At 42.7% G+C, this 22,545-nt stretch carries 23 protein-coding genes and 2 pseudogenes; 7 read left to right on the forward strand and 18 right to left on the reverse strand.

What is annotated here, in order from left to right; all coding sequences use genetic code 11:
- The first annotated feature begins 16 nt into the window (after positions 1-16).
- Positions 17-1,165 carry a serine hydrolase domain-containing protein gene (locus PCAR9_RS19015; protein WP_179984946.1) on the forward strand — a complete coding sequence of 383 codons (1,149 nt, stop codon included), beginning with the start codon at positions 17-19 and terminating at the stop codon, positions 1,163-1,165.
- Positions 1,166-1,253: 88 nt separating this feature from the next.
- Here PCAR9_RS19015 and speA read toward each other — a convergent pair whose 3' ends face one another.
- From speA to PCAR9_RS19040, 5 genes are all read right to left on the reverse strand, one after another.
- Complete coding sequence (speA, locus tag PCAR9_RS19020; protein ID WP_179984947.1) at positions 1,254-3,164, reverse strand: biosynthetic arginine decarboxylase; 1,911 nt, start codon at positions 3,162-3,164, stop codon at positions 1,254-1,256.
- 156 nt (positions 3,165-3,320) lie between these two features.
- Positions 3,321-3,746 (reverse strand): arginine decarboxylase, encoded by a 426-nt coding sequence (locus tag PCAR9_RS19025; RefSeq protein ID WP_179984948.1) that lies wholly within the window; start codon positions 3,744-3,746, stop codon positions 3,321-3,323.
- Positions 3,747-3,934: 188 nt separating this feature from the next.
- On the reverse strand, positions 3,935-5,323 hold the full coding sequence (locus tag PCAR9_RS19030) for an NAD(P)(+) transhydrogenase (Re/Si-specific) subunit beta (protein ID WP_179984949.1): 1,389 nt from the start codon (positions 5,321-5,323) through the stop codon (positions 3,935-3,937).
- An 11-nt stretch (positions 5,324-5,334) separates the two neighbouring features.
- Complete coding sequence (locus PCAR9_RS19035) at positions 5,335-5,616, reverse strand: NAD(P) transhydrogenase subunit alpha part 2 (RefSeq protein ID WP_014951245.1); 282 nt, start codon at positions 5,614-5,616, stop codon at positions 5,335-5,337.
- A 2-nt stretch (positions 5,617-5,618) separates the two neighbouring features.
- Complete coding sequence (locus tag PCAR9_RS19040; protein ID WP_136782543.1) at positions 5,619-6,776, reverse strand: NAD(P) transhydrogenase subunit alpha; 1,158 nt, start codon at positions 6,774-6,776, stop codon at positions 5,619-5,621.
- A gap of 576 nt (positions 6,777-7,352) precedes the next feature.
- On the opposite strand from PCAR9_RS19040, the pseudogene PCAR9_RS19045 reads away from it, so the two are divergent.
- Positions 7,353-7,478 (forward strand): annotated as a pseudogene (locus tag PCAR9_RS19045) (DUF6435 family protein); the annotation flags it as partial.
- A gap of 97 nt (positions 7,479-7,575) precedes the next feature.
- Complete coding sequence (locus tag PCAR9_RS19050; RefSeq protein ID WP_179984950.1) at positions 7,576-8,322, forward strand: hypothetical protein; 747 nt, start codon at positions 7,576-7,578, stop codon at positions 8,320-8,322.
- 91 nt (positions 8,323-8,413) lie between these two features.
- Here PCAR9_RS19050 and ppiC read toward each other — a convergent pair whose 3' ends face one another.
- The 7 genes from ppiC to PCAR9_RS19085 form a co-directional block, all read right to left on the reverse strand.
- A complete protein-coding gene (ppiC, locus tag PCAR9_RS19055) occupies positions 8,414-8,695 on the reverse strand; it encodes a peptidylprolyl isomerase PpiC (RefSeq protein ID WP_136782540.1) in 282 nt (93 codons plus the stop codon).
- 68 nt (positions 8,696-8,763) lie between these two features.
- Positions 8,764-9,660 (reverse strand): heme o synthase, encoded by an 897-nt coding sequence (cyoE, locus tag PCAR9_RS19060; RefSeq protein WP_179985288.1) that lies wholly within the window; start codon positions 9,658-9,660, stop codon positions 8,764-8,766.
- 196 nt (positions 9,661-9,856) lie between these two features.
- Positions 9,857-10,228 carry a cytochrome o ubiquinol oxidase subunit IV gene (cyoD, locus tag PCAR9_RS19065; RefSeq protein ID WP_179984951.1) on the reverse strand — a complete coding sequence of 124 codons (372 nt, stop codon included), beginning with the start codon at positions 10,226-10,228 and terminating at the stop codon, positions 9,857-9,859.
- On the reverse strand, positions 10,228-10,845 hold the full coding sequence (gene cyoC, locus PCAR9_RS19070) for a cytochrome o ubiquinol oxidase subunit III (RefSeq protein ID WP_179984952.1): 618 nt from the start codon (positions 10,843-10,845) through the stop codon (positions 10,228-10,230). The genes cyoD and cyoC overlap by 1 nt, the downstream gene beginning before the upstream one ends.
- Positions 10,842-12,830: a cytochrome o ubiquinol oxidase subunit I gene (cyoB, locus tag PCAR9_RS19075; RefSeq protein ID WP_179984953.1), complete on the reverse strand. Its 1,989-nt coding sequence runs from the start codon at positions 12,828-12,830 to the stop codon at positions 10,842-10,844. Before cyoB ends, cyoC begins: the two co-directional genes overlap by 4 nt.
- Before the next feature lie 2 nt (positions 12,831-12,832).
- Positions 12,833-13,774, reverse strand: a complete 942-nt coding sequence (gene cyoA, locus PCAR9_RS19080) for a ubiquinol oxidase subunit II (protein ID WP_131136875.1) — start codon at positions 13,772-13,774, stop codon at positions 12,833-12,835.
- Between the two features lie 147 nt (positions 13,775-13,921).
- Positions 13,922-14,329 carry a hypothetical protein gene (locus PCAR9_RS19085; protein WP_179984954.1) on the reverse strand — a complete coding sequence of 136 codons (408 nt, stop codon included), beginning with the start codon at positions 14,327-14,329 and terminating at the stop codon, positions 13,922-13,924.
- Between the two features lie 499 nt (positions 14,330-14,828).
- On the opposite strand from PCAR9_RS19085, the gene vapB reads away from it, so the two are divergent.
- Both vapB and vapC read left to right on the forward strand, forming a co-directional pair.
- Positions 14,829-15,068: a type II toxin-antitoxin system VapB family antitoxin gene (gene vapB / locus PCAR9_RS19090; RefSeq protein ID WP_179984955.1), complete on the forward strand. Its 240-nt coding sequence runs from the start codon at positions 14,829-14,831 to the stop codon at positions 15,066-15,068.
- Complete coding sequence (gene vapC, locus PCAR9_RS19095; RefSeq protein WP_179984956.1) at positions 15,061-15,462, forward strand: type II toxin-antitoxin system tRNA(fMet)-specific endonuclease VapC; 402 nt, start codon at positions 15,061-15,063, stop codon at positions 15,460-15,462. Before vapB ends, vapC begins: the two co-directional genes overlap by 8 nt.
- A gap of 36 nt (positions 15,463-15,498) precedes the next feature.
- Here vapC and PCAR9_RS20275 read toward each other — a convergent pair whose 3' ends face one another.
- From PCAR9_RS20275 to PCAR9_RS19115, 4 genes and pseudogenes are all read right to left on the reverse strand, one after another.
- Positions 15,499-15,645, reverse strand: coding sequence for an AAA family ATPase (locus PCAR9_RS20275; protein WP_420000784.1), 147 nt, complete (start codon positions 15,643-15,645; stop codon positions 15,499-15,501).
- 96 nt (positions 15,646-15,741) lie between these two features.
- On the reverse strand, positions 15,742-17,268 hold the full coding sequence (dgt, locus tag PCAR9_RS19105) for a dGTPase (protein ID WP_179984958.1): 1,527 nt from the start codon (positions 17,266-17,268) through the stop codon (positions 15,742-15,744).
- A 181-nt stretch (positions 17,269-17,449) separates the two neighbouring features.
- The gene (locus PCAR9_RS19110; protein ID WP_179984959.1) at positions 17,450-18,478 is read right to left on the reverse strand and encodes a phospholipase D-like domain-containing protein; all 1,029 of its coding nucleotides are present in this window, start codon (positions 18,476-18,478) and stop codon (positions 17,450-17,452) included.
- A gap of 335 nt (positions 18,479-18,813) precedes the next feature.
- Positions 18,814-19,116: pseudogene (locus PCAR9_RS19115) on the reverse strand (tyrosine-type recombinase/integrase); the annotation flags it as partial.
- A gap of 32 nt (positions 19,117-19,148) precedes the next feature.
- On the opposite strand from PCAR9_RS19115, the gene PCAR9_RS19120 reads away from it, so the two are divergent.
- A complete protein-coding gene (locus PCAR9_RS19120) occupies positions 19,149-19,694 on the forward strand; it encodes a site-specific integrase (protein WP_179984960.1) in 546 nt (181 codons plus the stop codon).
- A gap of 63 nt (positions 19,695-19,757) precedes the next feature.
- On the opposite strand, the gene PCAR9_RS19125 is transcribed toward PCAR9_RS19120, so the two are convergent.
- Positions 19,758-20,144 carry a hypothetical protein gene (locus PCAR9_RS19125; RefSeq protein WP_179984961.1) on the reverse strand — a complete coding sequence of 129 codons (387 nt, stop codon included), beginning with the start codon at positions 20,142-20,144 and terminating at the stop codon, positions 19,758-19,760.
- A gap of 198 nt (positions 20,145-20,342) precedes the next feature.
- Positions 20,343-21,251: an LAPAL motif-containing putative phage structural protein gene (locus PCAR9_RS19130; RefSeq protein ID WP_197964248.1), complete on the reverse strand. Its 909-nt coding sequence runs from the start codon at positions 21,249-21,251 to the stop codon at positions 20,343-20,345.
- Between the two features lie 579 nt (positions 21,252-21,830).
- On the opposite strand from PCAR9_RS19130, the gene PCAR9_RS19135 reads away from it, so the two are divergent.
- The gene (locus PCAR9_RS19135; protein WP_179984962.1) at positions 21,831-22,334 is read left to right on the forward strand and encodes a PDDEXK family nuclease; all 504 of its coding nucleotides are present in this window, start codon (positions 21,831-21,833) and stop codon (positions 22,332-22,334) included.
- Positions 22,335-22,545: the final 211 nt, after the last annotated feature.

Raw genomic sequence — 22,545 nt, forward strand, 5'->3', positions numbered from 1 at the left:
ACAATGAGCTGACTATATGCTGAACTCTTCGCGCTTCTCACTACTGAGCCTGGCTCCACTATGGCTATTTGCAACACTCATGGTCATAACGCAAAGTGCTTCTGCAGATTGGTTAGATGACTACGCAAAACACGTTAAAAAAGAAGCGTTAAAATACAATGTCCCTGGTTATGCATTTGTGTTTTACGAACAGGGAAAAGCGCCGCGGGTTTACGTTTACGGAAAAACCCGTAAAAAAGGCGGGAAGAGCGTTACCGAAGATACAGTATTCAGGCTAGCCTCTGTTTCAAAAACCTTCACTGCCCTTCTATCTGCCAAGCTTGTAGAGAAAAATCAGCTTAGCTGGGAGACCCCTATCTCTACTTTATTGCCCGACATTCCTTTTACAGGAAAAGGAATGGGCGCGCTGCAGCTGCAACATATTGTAGGGCAATCCAGTGGCTTTATGCCAAACGCCTACGACAACCTGATTGAAGCCGACTATTCGTTAGAGCGCGTATTAAAATCCCTTGGTGAGCTTGAGCCCTTGTGTGCACCTGGCGAATGTTACACCTATCAAAATGCACTTTTCGGGGCGTTAGAGTACTACTTTAGCAACAATAATACCTCGTACTCACGCCAGCTTCAGGCAAACCTTTTCTCGCCATTAGGCATGAAGACCGCCAGCGTCGGTAAAGGTGGGTTGCTTGCATCACAGTCATGGGCACAACCTCATATCGCTATTGCTAGAAATAAATGGCGTGAAGGCAAAGTTGAAAGCAACTACTACCGCTTTTCTCCCGCTGCAGGTGTAAATGCCAGTATTTCAGATATGACCATTTATTTGCAGGCCCTGCTTGGCGAATTCCCAACAGTGATTTCTGATGAAATGGTAGATTATGTCACAACAAAACGCGTCAGAACCAAGCGTGAAACCTATCGCAGGGGCTGGCGCGGGATGATAGACGATGCGCATTATGGTTTGGGTTGGCGTATTTATGACTTAAATGGCGTGCAGCTTAACTATCATGGCGGCTGGGTAAAAGGCTATCGCGCCGACGTGGCGTTTATGCCGGAGAGAAAAGTCGGCTATGTGATGCTGATGAACGCAGAATCAAATATGATTAACTCTACAACAGCGGAACTTTGGAAGCGCTATTTGAAAAAAGCCGACGCAGCTAAGTAGTAGCGGCATCGGCTATATAAACCTGCGAAACTCAAGTGATATTTATATATTAAGAAATAGCAGGCTCTAGATTATTCACTATCGCATCTTATTGCTTAAGGTAAGTGTAACCCGCTAAGCACTTCTCGTAGAAATCAGTCCAGCGAACACCCTCACGAGGGTTTAAGTTACCGTCCCACACGTGCTTGTCTATCATACGCTTTACATCCGATGCCATTGCACGTGGGTTATATTGCATAACGTTAAGCACATCTTCTACCGACGAACCTTTCACCACTTCTTCAATGTAAAAATCTTCAGGATCGTCATCGTAGCTGTAAATATGCACTTCATTTAAGCGACCGAACAGGTTATGCATGTCGCCCATTACGTCTTGATACGCGCCCGTTAAGAACAAACCAATGTAGTAAGGCTCGTCTTTCTTAAGTGGGTGCATTGGCAGCACATCAGTGATCTCGCGACCAATAGTGAACTGGTCAATTTTACCGTCACTGTCACACGTAATATCCACCAGTGAGCAGTTTACCGACGGCTCTTCGTTCATTCGAATAAGTGGTACTACTGGCAGAAGCTGGTCGATAGCCCACGTATCAGCAGCCGACTGGAACACCGAAAAGTTACACAGATACTGAGACGACAAGCTGTAATCTAGCTCTTGTAGCTCTTCAGGTACGTATTCTTCGTTGCGATACCACTTTTGTAAGCGACCCATGATATCCCAGTAAAGGGTTTCTATTTTGCCTAACTCTTCTAACGTAAGTACGCGCAGCTTAAATGCATCGAGCGCTTGCTCTTTATACTGAGAAGCATCATTGTAAATCTCGTGCATATTGGTTTGTTCATCAAACGTATCGGCAAGTTCACGCATGTTTTTCAAAAAGAAGTGCTCGCCTTCTTTTGCCGAAGTGTCCATGTGCGATGCATTGGACTTAATCTCGCCCACAATTTCCGTGATAACGCAGCTGTGGTGAGCGGTGATCGCACGGCCGCTTTCACTTACCAAGTGAGGATGCGGTACACCTTCAAGGTCGCACATTTCCTTCATGCCATAGACAACGTCGGCAACATATTCTTGCATGCTGTAATTACGCGAAGACTCGTTCGTTGAGTTACTGCCATCGTAGTCGATACCAAGACCGCCACCAACATCAACATAGTCCAGCGCAAAGCCCATTTTATGGAGGTCTGCGTAAATACGCGCGCCTTCGGTTACCGCTTCTTTAACCGCACGAATGTCTGTTAATTGGCTACCAATATGGAAATGCAGCAGCTTTAAGCAGTGCGCCATGCCTTGCTCTTCAAGGTAGCGGGCTGCGTTAATGATCTCAGTAATGGTTAAACCGAATTTCGCACGTTCACCACCAGAGCTTTCCCACTTACCACGGCCTTTCACCGTCATTTTAGAGCGCACACCGATAATTGGGTCGATGTTAAGCTCTTTTGAAATTTTCACGAGTAAAAGCAGTTCGGTATACTTTTCCACTACCACAACAACTCGGCGACCAAGCTTTCTACCTAACAGTGCAAGACGCATTACTTCATCGTCTTTATAGCCGTTAAGGATCGTCAACGAATCTTCATTGGTATTCATTGCCAATACGGTAAGTAGTTCAGCTTTCGAACCTGCCTCTAAGCCGTAATTGTAAGGCTTACCTGCATCAACAATTTCTTCAACCACTTCACGCATTTGGTTAACTTTTACCGGATACACACCTTGGTACTGGCCTTTATATTCGGCTTCTTCGATTGAGCTTCTGAAAGCTTTGTTCAAACCAGCAACTTGCGAGCGCAAAATGTCGTGGAAACGCACAACAACAGGAAACTGTACGCCCTCTTTGCGGATATCTTCTATTACCGAATTAAAGTCGATTCGAATGCTAGGATCTTCAGGAACAGGGGTAATATGGACATTGCCATTTTCACCAATTTGAAAATAGCCACCACCCCATTGGGACACGCCATAGACGCGCTCCGCTTCTTCGATGCTCCAATCTGACAATTTATTCACCTATGTGTAAGTGGGCTAGGTTTATACCTAGCAAAGTAAGTGCGAAAATAAGCCGCGTATTATAGACAACACAAGGCTGAACGCGAGTATTGTTGCGATGTAAAATATCTATTGTCGCGACTAATTTTGTTTATCGAACGCTAACTTTTATGTGCCTATCCATGTTCGAACATAGTCTATAACTATTTTGTCTGCTTTTTCTTCACAATGCGCTATAAACTCCGAGATGTTCTGAGTACGCTCAAGCTCAAATCCCAGATTAATTTGCGGCGATTTAAAAAACTTCTGCGCGATATGTTCAACATCAGTCTCGTCATCTTCCAACCAGGTCTCGCTAAGTTGACTTCGCCGATCTAACTTTATAGGTGCTTTTATTTGATTGAAGGTATCGGAATTGGGAACTTGCCAACCGCGCATGTCTACAAATAGGTGGAAGGGTCTACCTTTACGGGTTTTCAAGCAGTCAGAAAGTTTAGCGAGATACTGAATGTTGGTAGACATATCCCACTTGCCACGAAGCGTGACCAAGATACAATTTCTAAACGGCTCAATATGAAAAGGGGTCGTAGACATTTATTCGTACATCTCTATGACTATATGAATAGTGAATTCAACTTCTATAGCCTTCACATACTAAAACCGAATCCCGTTAATCACAACTAAAGTTGTAGTACATTGTAATCAGGTTTTATACCTTTAAACAAAAGGCCTGCGTATACGCAGGCCTTTTAGTGGTTGCCTATAAGAGAATAGACATCGTATTAGTCGTCGCCGAACTCACGGATAATACTGTTGATGGTGTCCTTAGCATCACCTAGCACCATGCGCGTGTTATCTTTGAAAAACAGCGGGTTGTCTACACCGGCAAAACCGGCATTCGCAGAACGCTTAAGTACAAACACAGTTTTCGCACGATGTGCTTCGATAACTGGCATACCGTAAATAGGGCTGCCCTTCATTTCTTTGGCCGCTGGGTTGACCACGTCGTTCGCGCCGATAACGATAACCACATCGTAGTTTTCCATACGCGGGTTAACGTCATCCATCTCGTATAGTTGATCATAAGGCACATCGGCTTCTGCCAATAACACGTTCATGTGACCCGGCATACGCCCTGCTACCGCGTGAATAGCATAATCAACCGTACAACCATTTTCTTCCAGTAATGATTGCAGTTCACGTACCGCATGCTGCGCTTGCGCAACCGCCATTCCGTAACCCGGCACCACCAGTACGGCTTGCGCGGCCTCTAATACATAAAATGCATCTTGCGCGGCTAATACTTTAATCTCACCTTCTATTTTTTCGCCGGCTTCTACCGGCTTGGCAAAGCCAGACAACAACACATTCATCAATGAACGGTTCATGGCCTTACACATAATATTGGTAAGAATTAAGCCTGAAGCGCCTACTAGTAAACCGGTAACAATCAATATTGTGTTACCTGTAGCAAGACCAGCCGCTGACGCGGCAACGCCTGAGTAGCTGTTTAATAACGCGATTACCACCGGCATATCTGCACCACCAATTGAAATGGTAGCCCACAAGCCGAAGCTTAGTGACAACGCAATAGCACAGTAAATCCAAAGTGGGTTGCTTGGGTCGGTAGTAAAGAAATAACCTATCACCACCATGCCAATTAGATGTAAGATACTTAGCTCACGAAGCCCTGTAAAAATCACGGCTTTAGAGCTCATTTTGCCCGACAGTTTACCCCAGGCTACCACTGAGCCTGAGAACGTAATTCCCCCAACTAAAATAGTGAAAAACAGGGTAATAAAAGTAAATGCACTTTCGGTTTTAATTGTTATTAGGCTCATTCCGGCTAACGTTGCCCAACCTAAAAGCAATGATGCTGCACCACCAAAGCCGTTGAACAGCGATACCATTTCGGGCATTGCCGTCATTTCAACGGTTTTAGCTTTCCACGCACCAAAAGCGCCGCCAAGTACAAACCCTAACAGAATGTAGTGGTAGCTAATTATTTGCTGATCAAGCAAGGTAACAACTACAGCAACCAGCATACCAATGGCAGAAATGAAGTTACCTTTCTTAGCTGTATCTGGATGGCTAAGTAATTTAAGTCCCAGAATAAATAGTGCCGCAGCAACTACGTACGCAAGGTTTATTACAGTTACGATATCACTCACTTGCGTACTCCTTATTTATCTTTTTTCTTGAACATGCCAAGCATGCGATCGGTAACAAGATAACCGCCCACTACGTTTATGCTGGCTAGCGCCACCGCAGCGGTACCAAGAATGGTGGTTAACAGATTATTGTCACTACCCGATGCGACTAATGCTCCCACTAACGTAATACCCGATATTGCGTTAGAGCCTGACATTAATGGTGTATGTAATGTAGCAGGGACTTTTCGAATTAACTCAAAACCCAAAAAAGCAGCCAGCAGCACAATGAAAAGTAGGTAAATGATTTCCATGATTAGGCTCCTTTGTATGCGTTATTAAGCATGTCGTTGGTTATCTTGCCGTCGTGGGTAATTACACAGCCAGCTAGAATGTCGTCTTCCAGATTCAACCCAAAGGTTTTGGTTTCATCCTCAAAGAACTCATCAACAAGGTTGTAGATGTTATTGGCGTACATGTCGGTGGCGGCTTTAGCCACAAACTGACTCCAGTTGCCGTTACCGATTACTTTTACACCACTAATTTCTACGGTTTCGCCCGCCACCGAACCTTCAACGTTACCGCCTGATGTGGCCGCCATATCAACCACAACACTGCCTGGTTTCATCAGTGCCAGGGTGTCTTTTGAAATAAGAACAGGTGGTTTGCGACCAAATAGTTGGGCGGTAGTTATAACAATGTCAGAGTCGGCAATCGCGTCGCGCTGCGCTTCTTGTTGCTTTGCTTTTTGTTCGTCGGTCAGTTCTTTTGCGTAACCGTCCTTCGTTTGGCCTGTCTCCCCAATGTCGATTTTAAGGAACTTACCGCCTAGAGATTCTACTTGCTCTGCCACTACCGCACGGGTGTCGTAAGCAAGCACGTTTGCGCCTAAACGTTTAGCCGTTGCTATAGCTTGAAGGCCCGCTACACCTGCGCCAATAATAAATACCTTTGCTGGTTTTATAGTGCCTGAAGGAGTCATCATCATTGGGAGTATTGATGGCAACTGATTAGCGGCCTGCATCACCATTACGTAACCGGCAAGACTGGCTTGAGAGCTCAATGCGTCCATTTTTTGTGCGCGAGAAGAGCGGGGGATCATCTCTACAGAAATTGCGGTTAGCCCTTTTGAGGCAATAGATTCAATAAGCGGTTGCTGAAAGAAAGGGTCAAGATGGCCTACCACAATGGCCCCTTTTTTCATCAACGCTAGCTGCGCATCGGTGGGTTTATTCACCGCCACCAGCATATCTGCTGTTGATAATGCTTCATCTACATCATTAATGATTGTTACGCCTGCGTCCTGATATTCTTTATCTGAATAACCCGCTCCCTTTCCTGCACCGGTTTCGAGCAATAAAGTCGCGCCTTTCTTCACCAGACGCTGTGCACTGCTTGGCGTAGCAGCACAGCGCTTCTCCACATTATTTAGGGGATCTGGCGTTTTTGCTTCATTTAATATTATGATTTTCACACACACCTCCTCACTTTTCGGCAACTTGAGAATGACACTGTCCAAATGCAACATAACCATTTAATTCGCTTATGCTTGGCATTCTCTGGCTAAATTACATTCAATTTTTAATTACCCGCCCTTTTCTTTTGATAGCCGGTTAGTACAGCACCGCTTTATTTTTAGGCGAATAGAGAGCAAAAGTACGCTAATCACTTATTCTTAACTACTACATTTTCCTTACGACTAATAACTAATACGAATAAAGAAATGGCATACAGTCAACAAATGCGACCAATGGATACTCATTCACCATATGAATAAATGAAAATGCGTTCATTTTTTGCACAAAAGTAAACTTTGAACGTTGCTTTAAGAATGCTGTAAGAGCACTTTGTAAAATCTTCTAAGCGAACAATGGCGCGGTAAAAAAGTGAAAACTCGAATCGGGTTTATGAAAGTTTGTTAATCAAGGTTAGTGATCGAAACATAACCTCGCAGCGTTATAGCGCTGACCACAGCAAAGAGACATTCGACATGTTTGGACTTTTCAAAAACAACCCAACGAAAAAAATGCGCAAGTAATACGATGCTTTATTAGAAAAAGCCATGCATGCACAACGAAATGGCGATATCAAAACGTATTCGCTGCTAACGGCTGAGTCTGAGACACTTTGGAAAGAGATTGAAAAGTTAGAAAGCACAGACAACGCAAAAAAATAGCCAACGTCATTTTTAACTCGTTTTCTCGCCCTTTGTTATTTAAGCTCTTACAATGATGCCTCAAATATAAATGCATCAAACAATAAGGCGTTTTGATATGCAAATAGGCAGTGCTATAACAGCATTTAAACAGTCCACTTCCAGGCTAATGTTCTTGGCCACCTGCGCGGTGTTGTCTAATGCAGCTTTCGCCATTGAGGCTGGCCAATATTACTATTTCATTTCTGATAAATGCGAAGCGAAGGGCCCTCAAACGCCTGAGGAACGCGGCGCAGTTACCCCTGATGTCATGCTGTTTGAAGTTGTACCAGCTGGGATAAGCGACTACTACGTAAACATGAACACAAGCGCACTGGTTAACTATGCAGAAGCAGGACAAGAGTACCTGTCATCATTGGAATCAGAGCAGGCTTATACCGCCGGCAAAACGCCCTCGAAAGACAGCCTTAGAAAAGATGGCAACGCCATCCAGCACGACTTCATGCTGCAGCGCGAAGCCGTAGATTTGAAAACCTTAATTAATGTCTTAAACGGCTTTTCGCAGCTCCAATCTGATAAAGGCTACTTTTTTAAGAAAATTGTGGGGCTTTCAAATCCCAACGCTAAATTTAAAGCTATCACCCGAGTACGCTTAAGCGATATGGGTTATGAAAACCGTATGAAGCTAACTAGCTACACAAGCGACTATTTTATGCTTGATGAACAAGGCAAGGCACCTGATACGCCATTTATTACGGTAGATCACGGTGCCGCACTGCGCAATTCACTTCACGACACCAACAGCCCCTACGCGATATTTACCCAAAATTCAGTATGCGGTGAAAAATGGGAACCGGGGAATTAATAAGGTAATTAGCCAAACCCTACTGTGAAAGTTTGTTGAAAGCGCCGGGCTTGGTTCGGCGTTAGTGGCTTTCGTTTTATACAATACGGTTTTAATTACTACGATAGAGCGTTTTAATAAGGTGGAAGCCGAAGCGTGTTTTCACTGGCCCGTGTACTTTAAGCACCTCTTTTTTAAACACCACATCGTCGAAGGCTTTTACCATTTGGCCTCTACGAAATTCACCAAGGTCGCCGCCCCGCTTACCCGACGGACATTTAGAATAACGCTTCGCCAAGGTAGCAAAGTCCTTGCCCTTTTTAAGCTGCTCTAAAATAGAAAGCGCTTCTTTCTCTGTTTTTACCAAAATGTGAAGTGCGGATGCCGTTGCCATGAAAATTCTCTGCCTTACGAAATAATTAGTGCCAATTATACCTCAGCACTAAAGTGCTATTCGCAATTTTACAGTGTAATAGCAAATAAACTGTTCACTGACGTGTGGTAGTCCACTGACATAGCAACAGATAACAGCGTTATATTTACAATGGAAAAACCAAATACTCGTTTTGCCCAGCCCTCTACGTTGATGTCGGGTCTGTACCCACGCAGTGCCATTAATAACCACCAAAGGCTAGTTGCGAAAGCAACCGTTAAAAAGCCAATGCCCGTATAACCGCTAAGCGGAAGCAGCATTACGACCAAAGCAAATAATGCAATATGAAGAACAATATGGCGTTTTGCTTTCGCAATACCTTGGGATACAGGCAATACGGGAATATCCGCCGCCTTGTAGTCGTTATACCTAAAGATAGCGATGGCGTAAGAATGGGGCATTTGCCAAATACTGAACATTCCCAGCAAAATAGCTGCGGCCGTATCAAACTGACCGCTCGCCGCGCAATAACCAACTACAGGTGGAACAGCACCGGAAAGACTGCCTACAAACGTGCCATATACCGAGTTCCGCTTCATATACAGGCTGTACACACCCACATAAATAACGTAGCCAAAGGCGGCAAAAAATACGGCGGTAAAGTTGGTGTAAAGTGCTAACAAACCAAACCCGGCGATGCCTAGCACTGCACCGTGCAACATTGCAGTAAGTAATGGCAACTCGCCTGTCACCGTAACCCGATTTGCGGTGCGCTGCATTTTTCCGTCTATGTCTCGGTCAATGCAGTTGTTAATTACGCACCCCGACGCCACCACCAGCGACAAACCGATAAGCGTGGCAAGCAGCAACCAATAATCTATTTCGCCACGGGACGCTAGCAAGAAACCACCCGTTACTGAAATAGCATTGCCCATTATGATGCCGGGCTTAGTGACTGACAGGTAACGTTTATAAGTAGAGGTCATGGGTAAAATCCAAAATAAGAATGCGCTCATTTAGGCGCGTATCAAGGTGTACTGAGAAGTCCCAATGTTGCTCCCCAATAGGTTGCACCAATAGAAGGGCGAAACATGAGGGCCTAACGTACTGACCGCGATGAAGTAAACACATTGAAAAGCCTGACATGATCGTCAGGCTAGACCACGTATACACAGAGATTTGCTAATACATCATCATGGCGTTCGATTCGTAGATGATCCAAACGGATAACCCCACCACCATGAAAATAATGAGCGCACTGAATAGAAAGGAGAACGTATTGGCTCTGCCTTCCTCGGTTACAAAGTTAAGGTGCAGGAAATATTTAAGATGCACCCAAATTTGAACTAAGCCCAGGGTAACCACGCTCCAAATGGTGGTGACTTTAGAAAAATCACCATTCATCACCAAAGTAAACGGAATAGCGGTAAGTATCACAGATAAAATGAAACCAATAACATAAGACTTCACATCGCCATGTGCGTCATCACTATTGTGGGTCGATGAAGCATGACCGTCCGTATTTGAAGCTAATTTTGCATCGTGTAACGCCATTACATTGCCCCCATTAAGTACACTACGGTAAATACACATATCCACACGATATCGAGGAAGTGCCAAAACAGACTTAAGCAGCTTAATCGAGTAACCGTTTGCTCACCTAAACCTCGGCGGGTTACTTCAATAAACATGATGGTCATCCAAATAAGACCTGCGGTAACGTGCAGTCCGTGCAGCCCTACTAACGAGAAAAACGCCGTTAAAAACGCACTTTGCTGCGGCCCGTTACCATGCACAATAAGGTGATGGAACTCGTATACTTCCATACCGATAAAACACGCTCCCAGTGCCCATGTCACTGCCAGCCAAGTAAGTGCACCTGACTTGTTTTGTCGGTGAGCGCAAATCATGGCGAAGCCAAAGGTGATACTGCTTAGAAGCAACGCGGCGGTCTCCACAGCCACAAAGTTGAGTTCAAAAATATCTTTGCCAGACACACCGCTTGCCGTGTTCATGAACAGCACCGCGTAGGTAGCAAAAAAAGATGCAAACAACAAACAGTCGGTCATTAAATACAACCAGAAACCAAACACCGTGTTGTTCTCATGGTGTTCTTCGTGTACATGCTCATGTGGCATTGGCACTGTATTTGATGATGCAATAGTACTCATGAGCGACCTCCCACTGTATTAGCACTTAGGTGCGTAGCTTCAACTCGTTCAACCTCATCTACCTGCACGTAGTAATCAACATCCGAGGTATAACAACGTTTTATAAACACCCCTATTCCTGCGACTAGACCAGCAATAGCTAGCCACCAGATATGCCAAATAAGGGCGAAACCCATAACGGTAAAACTCATACTCATAAACACACCGGCTGAGGTGTTTTTGGGCATATGTATAGGTGTGTATTTCTCTGGGCGTTGATACGACTCGCCCCGTTCTTTCATATCCGTCCATGCATCGATGTCTTTCACGTGCGGTATGTTGGCAAAGTTATAGAACTGAGGTGGTGATGCTGTTGACCACTCTAGCGTGTGACCATTCCACGGATCGCCTGTTGTGTCGTTGAGCTTTTCTCTGTTTTTAAAGCTTACAAATAGCTGAAGTAGCTGGAAGAAAATGCCAATTGCTATAACAAACGCACCAAATGCAGCAATGTATAACCAGATATTCCAGTCAGGATTGTTTGTGTGATTTAAGCGGCGTGTCATACCCAAGAAGCCAAGCACATAAAGGGGCATGAACGCCAAAAGGAAACCAATTTGCCAGCACCAAAAGGCTGCTTTTCCGGTTTTTTCGTCAAGCTTAAAGCCCATGGCTTTCGGGAACCAAAACGCAAAGCCCGCCAGGTAGCCGAACACGGCGCCACCAATAATGGTGTTATGAAAATGGGCAATAAGGAATAGGCTATTGTGCAGTACGTAGTCAGCACCAGGAATGGCAAGTAACACCCCTGTCATACCGCCGATAGTGAAAGTCACCATAAAACCTAACGTCCATAGCACAGGCACACTTAGTACAAGACGGCCTCGATACATGGTGAACAACCAGTTAAATAGTTTCACACCCGTGGGTACGGCAATAACCATGGTCATAATGCCAAAAAAGGCATTCACATTGGCGCTCGACCCCATGGTAAAGAAGTGGTGCAGCCACACAATAAAGCCTAGAATGGCAATGGCGCCCGATGCGTAAACCATCGACTTGTAGCCAAACAAACGCTTAGCGGTAAACGTCGATATAACCTCTGAGAAAATACCAAATGCAGGCAGTACCAGAATATAAACTTCAGGGTGTCCCCACGCCCAGAATAGGTTGATATACATCATAGAGTTACCGCCGGCTTCATTCGTAAAGAAATGGAAGTCCATGTAGCGGTCTAGGGTTAGCATAGCCAACACAGCGGTAAGAATAGGGAACGACGCGGCAATCAGTATATTCGCCCACGTACAGGTCCATGTGAAAATAGGCATTTGCATTAACTTCATGCCTGGTGCACGCATTTTAAACACGGTAACTAAGAAGTTTACGGCAGTTAAAAGGGTGCCGAGCCCGGATATCTGCAGGGCCCATATGTAATAGTCGACGCCAACCCCGGGACTAAACTCCAACCCGGCTAGAGGCGGATAAGCAACCCACCCTGTTTTTGCGAATTCACCTAACCCTAAAGACACATTTACTAGAATTGCGCCACCTGCGGTTAGCCAAAAACTTAAGTTATTTAAAAAAGGAAACGCCACATCACGAGCACCAATTTGCAGAGGCAAAATGATGTTCATCAAGCCAATCATAAACGGCATCGCCATGAATATGATCATGATAACGCCATGAGCTGTGAAGATTTGGTCGTAGTGCTCTGGCGGTAGATAGCCGGGCGCACCATTGGTTGCCATTGCAAGCTGAGTACGCATCATAATGGCGTCGGCAAAGCCGCGCAGCAGCATGATCATAGCCAGCACAATGTACATAATGCCAAGACGTTTGTGGTCGACAGACGTGATCCAGTCAAACCACAGGGTACCCCACTGTTTGTGTTTGGTGATTAGCATGGCTATAACCACACCAAGCAGTGCCACTACGGCAAGTGTCACCATGATAATGGGCTCGTGATAGGGCACGGCCTCTATAGATAATTTACCTAAAAAAGACATGATTATTGTGCATCCTCTTGATGATGACGGTGTTGCATTTGAGGCATTGTGTGATGCTCGCCGGTTGCGGCATTTTCTGGCTTGCTGTAGAAATCCATAGAGCCATGATCTTTCATGTACTTCATCACGATGTCGTGAAAAAGGCCTTCACTAACGTTGCTGTAGTAAGTCACAGGATTGTTTTCACTTGGTTTGGCCAGTTGCTCATAAGACGCCGAAGTTAACGGTGTTTGTGCTTGCTTTACGCTTGCAACCCAATCGTTAAAGTCGCCCTCGGTAGGTGTGGCGATAGCGTTGAATTTCATTCCCGTAAAGCCCGCGCCACTGTAGTTTGACGAAATACCTTTATACGTTCCTGGCTCGTCTGCGATAAGGTGAAGCTTAGTTTCCATACCAGCCATGGAATAAATTTGGCTTCCCAACTGAGGAATGAAAAACGAATTCATAGTGCTTTCAGAAGTGATTTTAAACGCCACAGGTTTATTAGCGGGAAACACCAATTCATTGACCGTTGCAATACCTTGTTCAGGGTAAATAAACAGCCATTTCCAGTTGAGCGATACCACCTCAACAGTAAGGTGTTCTCCTTTGCCTTCTAGCGGCGAATAGGGGTCGAGCGCATGTGTCGAGCGCCATGTTATTACGCTTAATGAAATGACAATTAAAATTGGAATAGACCATACAATGGCTTCTATCTTCGTAGAGTGTGCCCATTTAGGGGTGTAAATTTCAAAGTCGCGGCTAGCACGATATTTCCACGCAAAGTAAAGCGTAAGCACAATAACGGGAACAACAACAATCAGCATCAGAATGGTACAAAGAATAATAAGATTCTTTTCATCCATGCCCACTTGCCCTTTGGGGTCAAGCACGCCACCGCTGCAACCGGCTAACGTAAGCCCAGCACCAGCAACAATCAAAGTAAAAAGGTTACGAATAGACAAAACAAGTTCCTATAACCCACAAGTTAAACGGCGATGACTGAGCAGTTCGGGAAGGAACTACGGGTTTACAGCATCGAAAAACGCACCAAAAGTGGCGTTATTACGCTTAAAGCGCAGCACTCATGGTGTCTAATAAATCGGAGACGTTTAACTAAAAAGCGGGGGCGCTCGGCTGCCAACCGTTTGAACAAAAGGCTGAGGAGATGTAGGGCAAAGGTAAGGGATAGGCTGGCGCTGTTTTGTTATTTGCGCCTTTGCTATAGCCGTGGCTTTAACCAATAAACCGACTAATACCAACGCGATAGTGGGAACGATAAATTGTGAAAGCGTGTGATTAGCAAGTGCAATAACGAAAGGCTCGAAAACCAAGCTTTCATTAAATGCACTGACAAACTCTGTAGCGTCGGCCATGGCGCCACTAATAACTAGCGCAACATTCAGCAACAGCACCATATTAGCCAACCACAGCATAGCGCCTACACCATTAGTGTAGTTTACTGCGGGTCTAATTAATGAATTCAATTCGCTTAAAAAAGCGAAAGAACGTGGTGCCATAGTAAGTAGTATGCCTTATAAAAAATGCACTAGTTACCTACTTCAAAGATGAAGCAGGTGTGGCAGGTTAAAGGCAATTTTTATCGAGCACAAGTCACTCGTTGATTACTCTCAAGCTATTCTCTTTGCATTTAAATGAAAAATTTTCCATTTATTTAACATGTGAGGATTACTCTTCCAAATTATGCAGTCTGCTTTACTTACGCTGTACCTTTTGTTTTTAGGAATTTCATGATCATTTAACGTGAAACTTGCTTCTTCTTGAAAGAAAGCAATGTAAATTTTTCGTTTATAAAAACTAAGTAAAACATAGAACGCTGGAAAGTTTATAATGCGTTAAGCTTCCGATAAATACGATGAAACACACAAGGTTTTTCTAGTTGGCTATAGGTATGTTCTCAATACGCCAAAGCACGTATAACATTGCTTGGTATATGCCTTTGCCATATACCAATTTTATGTATATAGTAATGCTATATACCAACTAAGGGGTGTATAAATGACGACAGCTAAAATTTTTATGAATAACCGCTCTCAAGCAGTTAGGATGCCCGCAGAAGCACGATTTGAAGAATCTGTTAAAGCAGTTAATGTTCGGGTTGTAGGTAAGGAAAGAGTATTAAGTCCTATTGAGAATACTTGGGATAGCTTTTTTGAATCAAGCAATTCTGTAACAGGTGATTTTATGAATGAAAGGGCGAGTCAAGAACAAACTGCTCGAGAAAGTTTTGATGATTAAGTACCTACTAGACACTAATATTTGTATTTATGTGATCAAGAATCGTCCTTTGGAAGTTTTATCAAAATTCAATGATTCAGCGGGCAGAATGGCTATTTCATCAATTACATTAGCTGAACTTTTACATGGATGTGAGAAAAGCCAAAGAGTTGAACATAATACCAGGCAAGTAGAAGATTTCTGCTCCAGGCTCGAAGTTCTTGAGTATGGCAATAATGCGGCGCAACATTATGGTTCAATTAGAGCCAATTTGGAAAAGTCCGGCCAAATGATTGGTGTAAATGACCTACATATCGCGGGCCATGCGCGTAGCTTAGGGTTGACCGTTGTTACTAACAACGAACGAGAGTTTCATCGGGTTAAAGGGCTACTTGTAGAAAATTGGATATCTTGATTTGAACAACTGTCTAGTAAAGTATGGTCGATTCATCTAGTAGAAGGCGTAGAGAAGGTTGCTCTTAACAACATCATTAGCACCTATCAAAAGGCTATCTGGTCGGAAGTTAATGGATGCATCCTTAAAATTTCTGAAACCAGTTAGATCAACTCTATTTATTTCCATAAACTTACCTTCCATTACCAAAATCAAGAAACGTTTGGTCAGACTTTTTGTTCGATGCGCCAGACCATATTAGAAACTTCGAACATGATTAGGCGACCTTTGGGACTATAATTATACCGCGTCCACAGCCATTAATTGACGATACTCGTCGAGCGCATATTGGTCGGTCATCCCGCTAATTAGGTCCTGAATCAAACGACAACGATAGTAGTATTCCATTACCTTGGTATTGGGGAACGATCCGCTATTGCCAGTACCGTTTTCCATTGTCTCGTTGTAGGCTCTCAAATGCTTGGCTGGGAGTTTTTTACAAAGTCGGGAAAGAAATACAGGTACATCTTTGCTGTTATTAAGTGCTTCAATAAAAGTCTGTTGTGGAGCTTCAAGCAGCGGCTTATATTTTTCCAATAGGCCGGTAATTACTGTGTATCCTTTTAGTTCATTTGCTTCGACTTCCGGATGGTTAAAGACGTAACTGAAAGCCACGTTTTTCATCGCTTTTGCCATGCAGGATTCAGGTGAATTGTCTTCGAGGATATGTCCACCATAACTGCCTTCAAGTATAGCTGACAGATTGTTGAAAATGACATCCGCGGCATAACTGACGAGCGCAACAACAAAGTTGCTTCTGAACGCTATAAAGAACTGCGAAACATCTTTTGCGTCATATCTTGACCAAGACTGATTACTACCAAGTATCCGTGCCATTCTGTCGCAATCAGGTCGTAAATTGGTATATTCATTGAGCAGAAGTTCTTTAAGTGAATGCATGGTCAGAAGACCTTTATCCACCGCATCTTCCAAGTCAGCTATACAGTAGGATATATCATCTGCCGCTTCCATTATGTACGCAATGGGATGCCTGTGTCTGTTTGCTAGTCCATGAAACGAAACGACTTCTTCTACAATGGACTTTTCGCTGAAGTAATAGCCTACTTTTTTTAATAAGTAATACTGTGGATGCTGTTCATCGCTGGGACGCTCTTCAGTGCCGCAACGAGTATATTTCAGAACAGATGCAATCTGAGTCTTTGTAAGGTTGAGCTTTTGTAAATTGGTGATGATTCGAATACCCTGAGCATTACCTTCAAATCCAATAATGTCCTTTATCAAGTCCTCGGGAACATATGTTGATTCGTGAGCATTCGTTTTGTCTTCAAAAGCAACTCGAATACAGTCGCCAAGATTAGATGACAGCCAATCTTGTATGGCTCGCTCACCAAAATGACCGAATGGAGGGTTTCCGACGTCATGCATAAGACAAGACATTTCAACAATGCTTTCAAGTGCATCCTCTAGGCCTTCGATATCACTTTTGTGGCTATCCAACCTCTGCATCTTACTTATCAGTTTTCTGGTTATGAATCTCCCGACCTGCATGACTTCAAGGCTGTGGGTAAGCCTACTCCGGACGGCGGCATTGCGTTCAAGAGGAAAAACCTGGGTTTTTTGTTGCAATCGTCTGACCGCAGCAGAGTTAATAATACGCCCTCTGTCACTTTCACATTGAAACGTAATCGCATTACACATCGATTCCCTATCATTTCCTGAAAGCTCACACGGGAAAGAAGCATTATTTGTCATCTCTCGTGAGGCATGGAATCGTTTATGTGAAATTTTTGATGAAAATCCTGACATTACAAGGTTCCCTTTTGTATGTTATTTACGTTGTTGTGATCGCATGGCAATTGCAAATGGAACTTTAATACGCCTATCGCAGTTTGATATTAGTGTTCGCTTAGTGTCTTCACCATTACAAGATGCCGCAAAAGTCTAAGTCTTTATAAGTTGAACTATCGAAAGTAACTTTGGAAATGACTCACCTTTTAAGGTACGCCCTGTAATGCTTGCCAAGCTTTGAAAGCGCATATAGGTATCGCTTAAGCTTTTCTGTTTCGATTGATAGTTCTTCATTGATGACGCTAAAATTTTCAAGTGCTTTTTGTAGTGCATTAGAGTTAGCTATATAGTCGTCAGTAACTCCTTTACCATAAAAGCGCTCGTAATCTTCAAGAGTAAGCTGGTCATATAAGTTGTCCTCAGTAGCCATGTTTTGTAACGCATTACTTTCTTTAACATATTTATTGATTTTCTCTTCCGAGCTATACAACACAGACATCCAGTGTGAAGAAATAAGCAATTCTTCAACGTTAAGTTTGTCATGGTCAAATCTGCTCGAAAGATATTTTGAAATAGTTAAAAGCATTTCACGAACAATAACAATGTGCTGAATACATCTTTTAGGCCGTTCAGGATGAGCTTGGTTTAGGGTTTTTTTAAAGTCCGTAACACATTCGTTCAAGCTTTTATACATGGGCACAACTCTATCAATAACTCTCTGAATGTCGTTTGTACCCGCTGAATAATTCGAAGAGGCAATAAAGTTGTCCAGAGAAAGGGACCCGTCTAAAACTTTGTGTTGTAAAGAGGAGAGAATTATCCCATTTTGCTCTGTCTCGGTTGAAACAAAACCGGCCTCTATATTGTTTTTGCTATGGTATGAAAAATTAGACGAACCAACATATACAGCCTCTCGCGTCCCCACTATTTTCGCATGTAGAAATCTATTAAAAAATATTTCGACTTTTCCCATGCTCAGTAACAAGAAGAAATTATTTGTAATGTTTTTAGCGGGATTTTCTTCAATTCTTTCAAGTTGCTGGGCGAAAGGCACAGGGTTGAGAACAATTACAGCTTTTTTGAACTTTAGGATAAAGTCGATCAGTCCATCGTCCAGATAAAGGTTGTATGTCGATATGTATAAAATTTGCTCATAATCATTAATATGCTTGTCGATATGACCAAAATTAAATTCGCGAAGGTCCATGATAAATTTTGTTTTGTCCATAAATACTACTTCCTTTTTGATTTGAAGATCTACATTAGCCTTACTGACGTTCTCGCTCAATACAACCGATGACAGTTTTCTCTGTAGATTTATGGCAGACAGGTGGGGCCTTTGGGTTGACACCATAGATTATACTAAGGCTTTAGTGTGTTAAAGCCTTCGTAAGGCACTAAAGCGCATTACTGCAATCACAAACAGTAAACTAAATTGTTACTTATTCATATATGTTCAAAATACGTTACAACATAATAAAACCTAACGATTAACGAAGAATATTAAAGTTATATGGTGAGCGATAAACTTCAAGGTAATCCCTTGATACATTTGATTGGATTTTAATCTTCGTATTTGATTGATTCGAGGTAATCAGACCACCATTGCACCATTTTAGTTCTTATTGCCAAATACTGTGCGCGGTTATATGGTCTGGACGATTCTGTTCCTATCAGGTGCGAAAGTTGTAGCTCTACCGCGTTAAAATCCCAACCGTTTTCATTAAGTATGGTAGACGCTGTACTTCTAAAGCCATGGGCCGATACTATATCAGCAGCGTAACCAATACGCCTCAAAGCGTTTATAAGCACGTTTTTGCTTATGTAGTTATTAGGGTTTCTTTGATTAGGAAAGACATACGGCGAATAACCAGTATGCTTTCTTGGGAGAGATAACGTTGAAGCAAAGCCCCTTTGAGGACCACGACCTTAGCCCTTACAAGAAAAGGGAGTCTCAGCGAAAACAGTTATTTAGTAAAGACCAACTCAACAAGGTTCTTAATGAATGCCCTGACAGTGTTAAACCACTGACCAAGCTAGCCCTATTCACAGGTGCTCGTATCAGTGAACTTTGTAGAGCTGAAGTAGAGGTCATTGAAGGTGTTAGGTGTTTAGTGGTCCATAAAGGTAAAACTAAAAGTGCACCTCGTTACATTCCCCTAGCGGACCAGTTAAACGACATTGAACTACCATTGCGTTTAGATCACAAATCAGCAGGGAGGACATTCTCAAAGTTCAAAGTCGATAAGGTCACTGATGACTCAACTAGGTCTTTTCACCCATTACGTAATCACTTCATTACCGCTGGTCAACGTGCTGATAACCTGACTGAGTTTGATGTAGCTTACGTTGCTGGACACAAGACGGGAACTACTATGAGTTTTGGTCATTACGCCCGTCATGATGTAAACCGTTTGAAAGCCACCGTTGATAAAGTAAGCTAGTCAGATTGAGAAAGAGTGGTTTAGATAAATAGATATATTGAAGCCTTAACATATCCCGTATGGTTAAGCCTTTTCGCTAATTACTTTTGAAATAGTGCTTAAATTTAACTCATGCTTCTTTTTTTCTAAATCGGCTCGTTGAATTGGGCAGGTCGTATTACTTAGAACCTTATTAATGAAATTTAGCTTTTTTGAATAGGACATGTCGTACAACTTAAATCGAGCCGCATACCCTATAAAAGACCATAGCTTTGTCGTCATGCAAGTCAAAGCACCAGCTATGAAAGGAATGGTTTGTTCGTTTATATACAATTGAATAGCTGATTCAGCACTTACATTTTGTGTCCATGTCGTCAAAACATAAACTACAAAGCTCGAGAGTGTCGCGCCACCTACTAAATCAACATTAGTGATTGCTTTAGTCGGTTGAGTTGGAGTGGCTTCAGACATTAACACTCTCATTGGAAGCTTTGAGTTGATTAACTACATCCCAGAGCGGATCATCATGATACAAATACAATACATCTGTACTAGTCTTACCGTCCAAATCAACTGTTGTAATCTTGACCCTTTTAGTTTTTAACCTATGGATTATTAAAGGCCATAGATATCGAAACAACAATACAAGAAATACAACAGTTAATAAGACTAAAGAAGTTTCCATTGTCTATCCTCTGCTGGTATATGCTCTTTAACTGTATTGACAGTGTAGTTGATTGTAGCTTTACCTGTCAGTTTTGTACGTTCTTTATACCAAACGCCTTCAATGTTAAGTAAATCATCTTTTGAGAATTTTTCTCGATTTTGCGAAACACTTTTGAGAAATTTAGGGTCAGATATCGTCACATTTAGACTGTTATTGACATTATCTTTATCTATAAGCTTCCACTTAGATTTTGGGTTGTAGCTTAGTGTGTCTATGAAGTACAGGCCACTAATTTTTCCCTCATCGACAATGTGCTTGTGACTTCTCCTTATTACCAAATTGGACTCATCACCTTTTTTCACCTCAATGCGATCTTGCGAGTTCATGCCTTGGTCAATTACTAAACTATCTATACCTTCGTCAGTTAAAGGTGTCGCGATGTTACTAATTGCAGCCCTTACCTTTGGGTTGGTTAAAATTGCGCATTTAAGTTCATCCATTAAAACAGGCTCCCCATCAACATCGACTTTATAACCATCTTTAGTTTTCTGAACCACAATTTCTGTCGTTGATAGGTCTATGCGCTTCAATAAATCAAACACGTAACGCACAGACTCGAAAACTCTACTTTTAATTCCAGAATTATCAAGCGATTGTTGAGACTCATTTTCAGAAGTGAAAAGCTTCAAAAGCCACCACATCGAGCCTTCGTTAAAGCCACCTTCAAGGTAAGTTTCTAATGAAATTTTTGACTTGTAAATACGGTTTGCCTCAAGATAGGCTTCCTTATAAACCGTATTGAATGCCTCTATGCTCTCAGACACATAGTATGACTTCATCTGGTGCGAACGGATTCTGTCGCCTTGTCCGTTGTAATAGACTTTTACGGGTAGCTCTGGCATGTCTTCCATGACTTTCCTGTTATCAATTAACGTTTACATATCGATATATAACATGGAAATTGACACTCTGTCATCACTACCCAATCTATTTAAGCAGCCTATAACGACACTCTAAGCGCATCATTGGCTTGCATGATTTAACCGTAACGGCTAATCAATATAAGCGATTGTGACTCCCTTCACGGTCACTTTATCAGTCGTGAAATATGGCGCCTCCCCCCTTAAGCCTCAACACCTTATTAACGGCGCGAATGTCAAAAAAAGCCTATTTGTTAGTTGCCTCTTTGCCTGAGTGCTTTCCTTTAAATATCTTCTTGCAGCCGTAAGCCTCAAGCTTCTCTATGTCGAAAAATCCAAGTTAATACTGTTTATTTACACATGTACTAGATTGTGAATTTTGCTATCATCTACATGTCACTGATTTTTCAGTGACATGCATGCCTTAGTTTTGATCCCTCCACACCAGTAGAAACTAAGGAAGACCCAGACCTTCGAAATGAGCAGTGTGGATTTACTTGTGGGGCTGAAGGCGAGCATTACTGAAATTCGTTAATGAGAGTCGATTGACGGGATAATTAGAGGGTCATTATGCTTTTATTTGAACAATACTTAACAAACATCATCAACGATGGTTTATGCGAAGGATCAATCTTAGTAGGCGACTTTGAGAAGATTCCAGCCCAACATCCAAGAAGCTTTAAATCTTTTGCTGAAAAAAGATTCGCTTATTGTTGCGATAAGCGGCATTTAGCCTATGAGTACGAGCCCCATACTTTCATCAGAACCTTCAGAACGAGCACCAATACTTGTTTGTGCTACGCTGTAGGAAAATATCAATACACCCCTGATTTTTATATTCCTTCTCTTGATTTGTATGTTGAAGTCAAAGCTCAGGATACTTGTATACCAAATTCGTTGTTTCATAAATATCGTAGATTTGCGTCTCAAGTTATGAAGCAAAGCCAAACCAGATTCGCAGTCATCAATTTTGGGTTCAGCGATGGAAGAACGAGGCTAGAGATGACCAATTTTGGTCATCCTGATGTTATGGATATAGAACTCGATATACTTAATCTACTGCTAGAGTTTTAACGCTTTATCACTAACCTATATGGCGGCTTAATCCTTGACGGTTTACTAGACTTGCTTTGTCATCTCTACGATGGGAATTAGCTAAAAAATGACCAAAAATAAAACACGTTCTTGTTTAAAGTTATGGAACGCCGCAATCGTCAATGGGTTCATTACCTTCCCCCCCCTGTGCACTACAGAAGATCCTAAGAAGATCTGTGAGAAGACTTTG

Origin of the sequence: Alteromonas macleodii, from assembly GCF_903772925.1 — a bacterium.
Taxonomy (GTDB): Bacteria; Pseudomonadota; Gammaproteobacteria; order Enterobacterales; family Alteromonadaceae; genus Alteromonas; species Alteromonas macleodii_A.

Excerpts from the sequence above, each read along its gene's own strand:
- PCAR9_RS19015 (WP_179984946.1), top strand. The coding sequence starts at position 17 with ATGCTGAACTCTTCGCGCTTCTCACTACTGAGCCTGGCTCCACTATGG.
- PCAR9_RS19025 (WP_179984948.1), bottom strand. The coding sequence starts at position 3,746 with ATGTCTACGACCCCTTTTCATATTGAGCCGTTTAGAAATTGTATCTTG.
- PCAR9_RS19035 (WP_014951245.1), bottom strand. The coding sequence starts at position 5,616 with ATGGAAATCATTTACCTACTTTTCATTGTGCTGCTGGCTGCTTTTTTG.
- PCAR9_RS19050 (WP_179984950.1), top strand. The coding sequence starts at position 7,576 with ATGCAAATAGGCAGTGCTATAACAGCATTTAAACAGTCCACTTCCAGG.
- ppiC (WP_136782540.1), bottom strand. The coding sequence starts at position 8,695 with ATGGCAACGGCATCCGCACTTCACATTTTGGTAAAAACAGAGAAAGAA.
- cyoE (WP_179985288.1), bottom strand. The coding sequence starts at position 9,660 with ATGACCTCTACTTATAAACGTTACCTGTCAGTCACTAAGCCCGGCATC.
- cyoD (WP_179984951.1), bottom strand. The coding sequence starts at position 10,228 with ATGGCGTTACACGATGCAAAATTAGCTTCAAATACGGACGGTCATGCT.
- cyoC (WP_179984952.1), bottom strand. The coding sequence starts at position 10,845 with ATGAGTACTATTGCATCATCAAATACAGTGCCAATGCCACATGAGCAT.
- cyoB (WP_179984953.1), bottom strand. The coding sequence starts at position 12,830 with ATGTCTTTTTTAGGTAAATTATCTATAGAGGCCGTGCCCTATCACGAG.
- PCAR9_RS19085 (WP_179984954.1), bottom strand. The coding sequence starts at position 14,329 with ATGGCACCACGTTCTTTCGCTTTTTTAAGCGAATTGAATTCATTAATT.
- vapB (WP_179984955.1), top strand. The coding sequence starts at position 14,829 with ATGACGACAGCTAAAATTTTTATGAATAACCGCTCTCAAGCAGTTAGG.
- vapC (WP_179984956.1), top strand. The coding sequence starts at position 15,061 with ATGATTAAGTACCTACTAGACACTAATATTTGTATTTATGTGATCAAG.
- PCAR9_RS20275 (WP_420000784.1), bottom strand. The coding sequence starts at position 15,645 with ATGGAAGGTAAGTTTATGGAAATAAATAGAGTTGATCTAACTGGTTTC.
- dgt (WP_179984958.1), bottom strand. The coding sequence starts at position 17,268 with ATGTCAGGATTTTCATCAAAAATTTCACATAAACGATTCCATGCCTCA.
- PCAR9_RS19110 (WP_179984959.1), bottom strand. The coding sequence starts at position 18,478 with ATGGACAAAACAAAATTTATCATGGACCTTCGCGAATTTAATTTTGGT.
- PCAR9_RS19125 (WP_179984961.1), bottom strand. The coding sequence starts at position 20,144 with ATGTCTGAAGCCACTCCAACTCAACCGACTAAAGCAATCACTAATGTT.
- PCAR9_RS19130 (WP_197964248.1), bottom strand. The coding sequence starts at position 21,251 with ATGGAAGACATGCCAGAGCTACCCGTAAAAGTCTATTACAACGGACAA.
- PCAR9_RS19135 (WP_179984962.1), top strand. The coding sequence starts at position 21,831 with ATGCTTTTATTTGAACAATACTTAACAAACATCATCAACGATGGTTTA.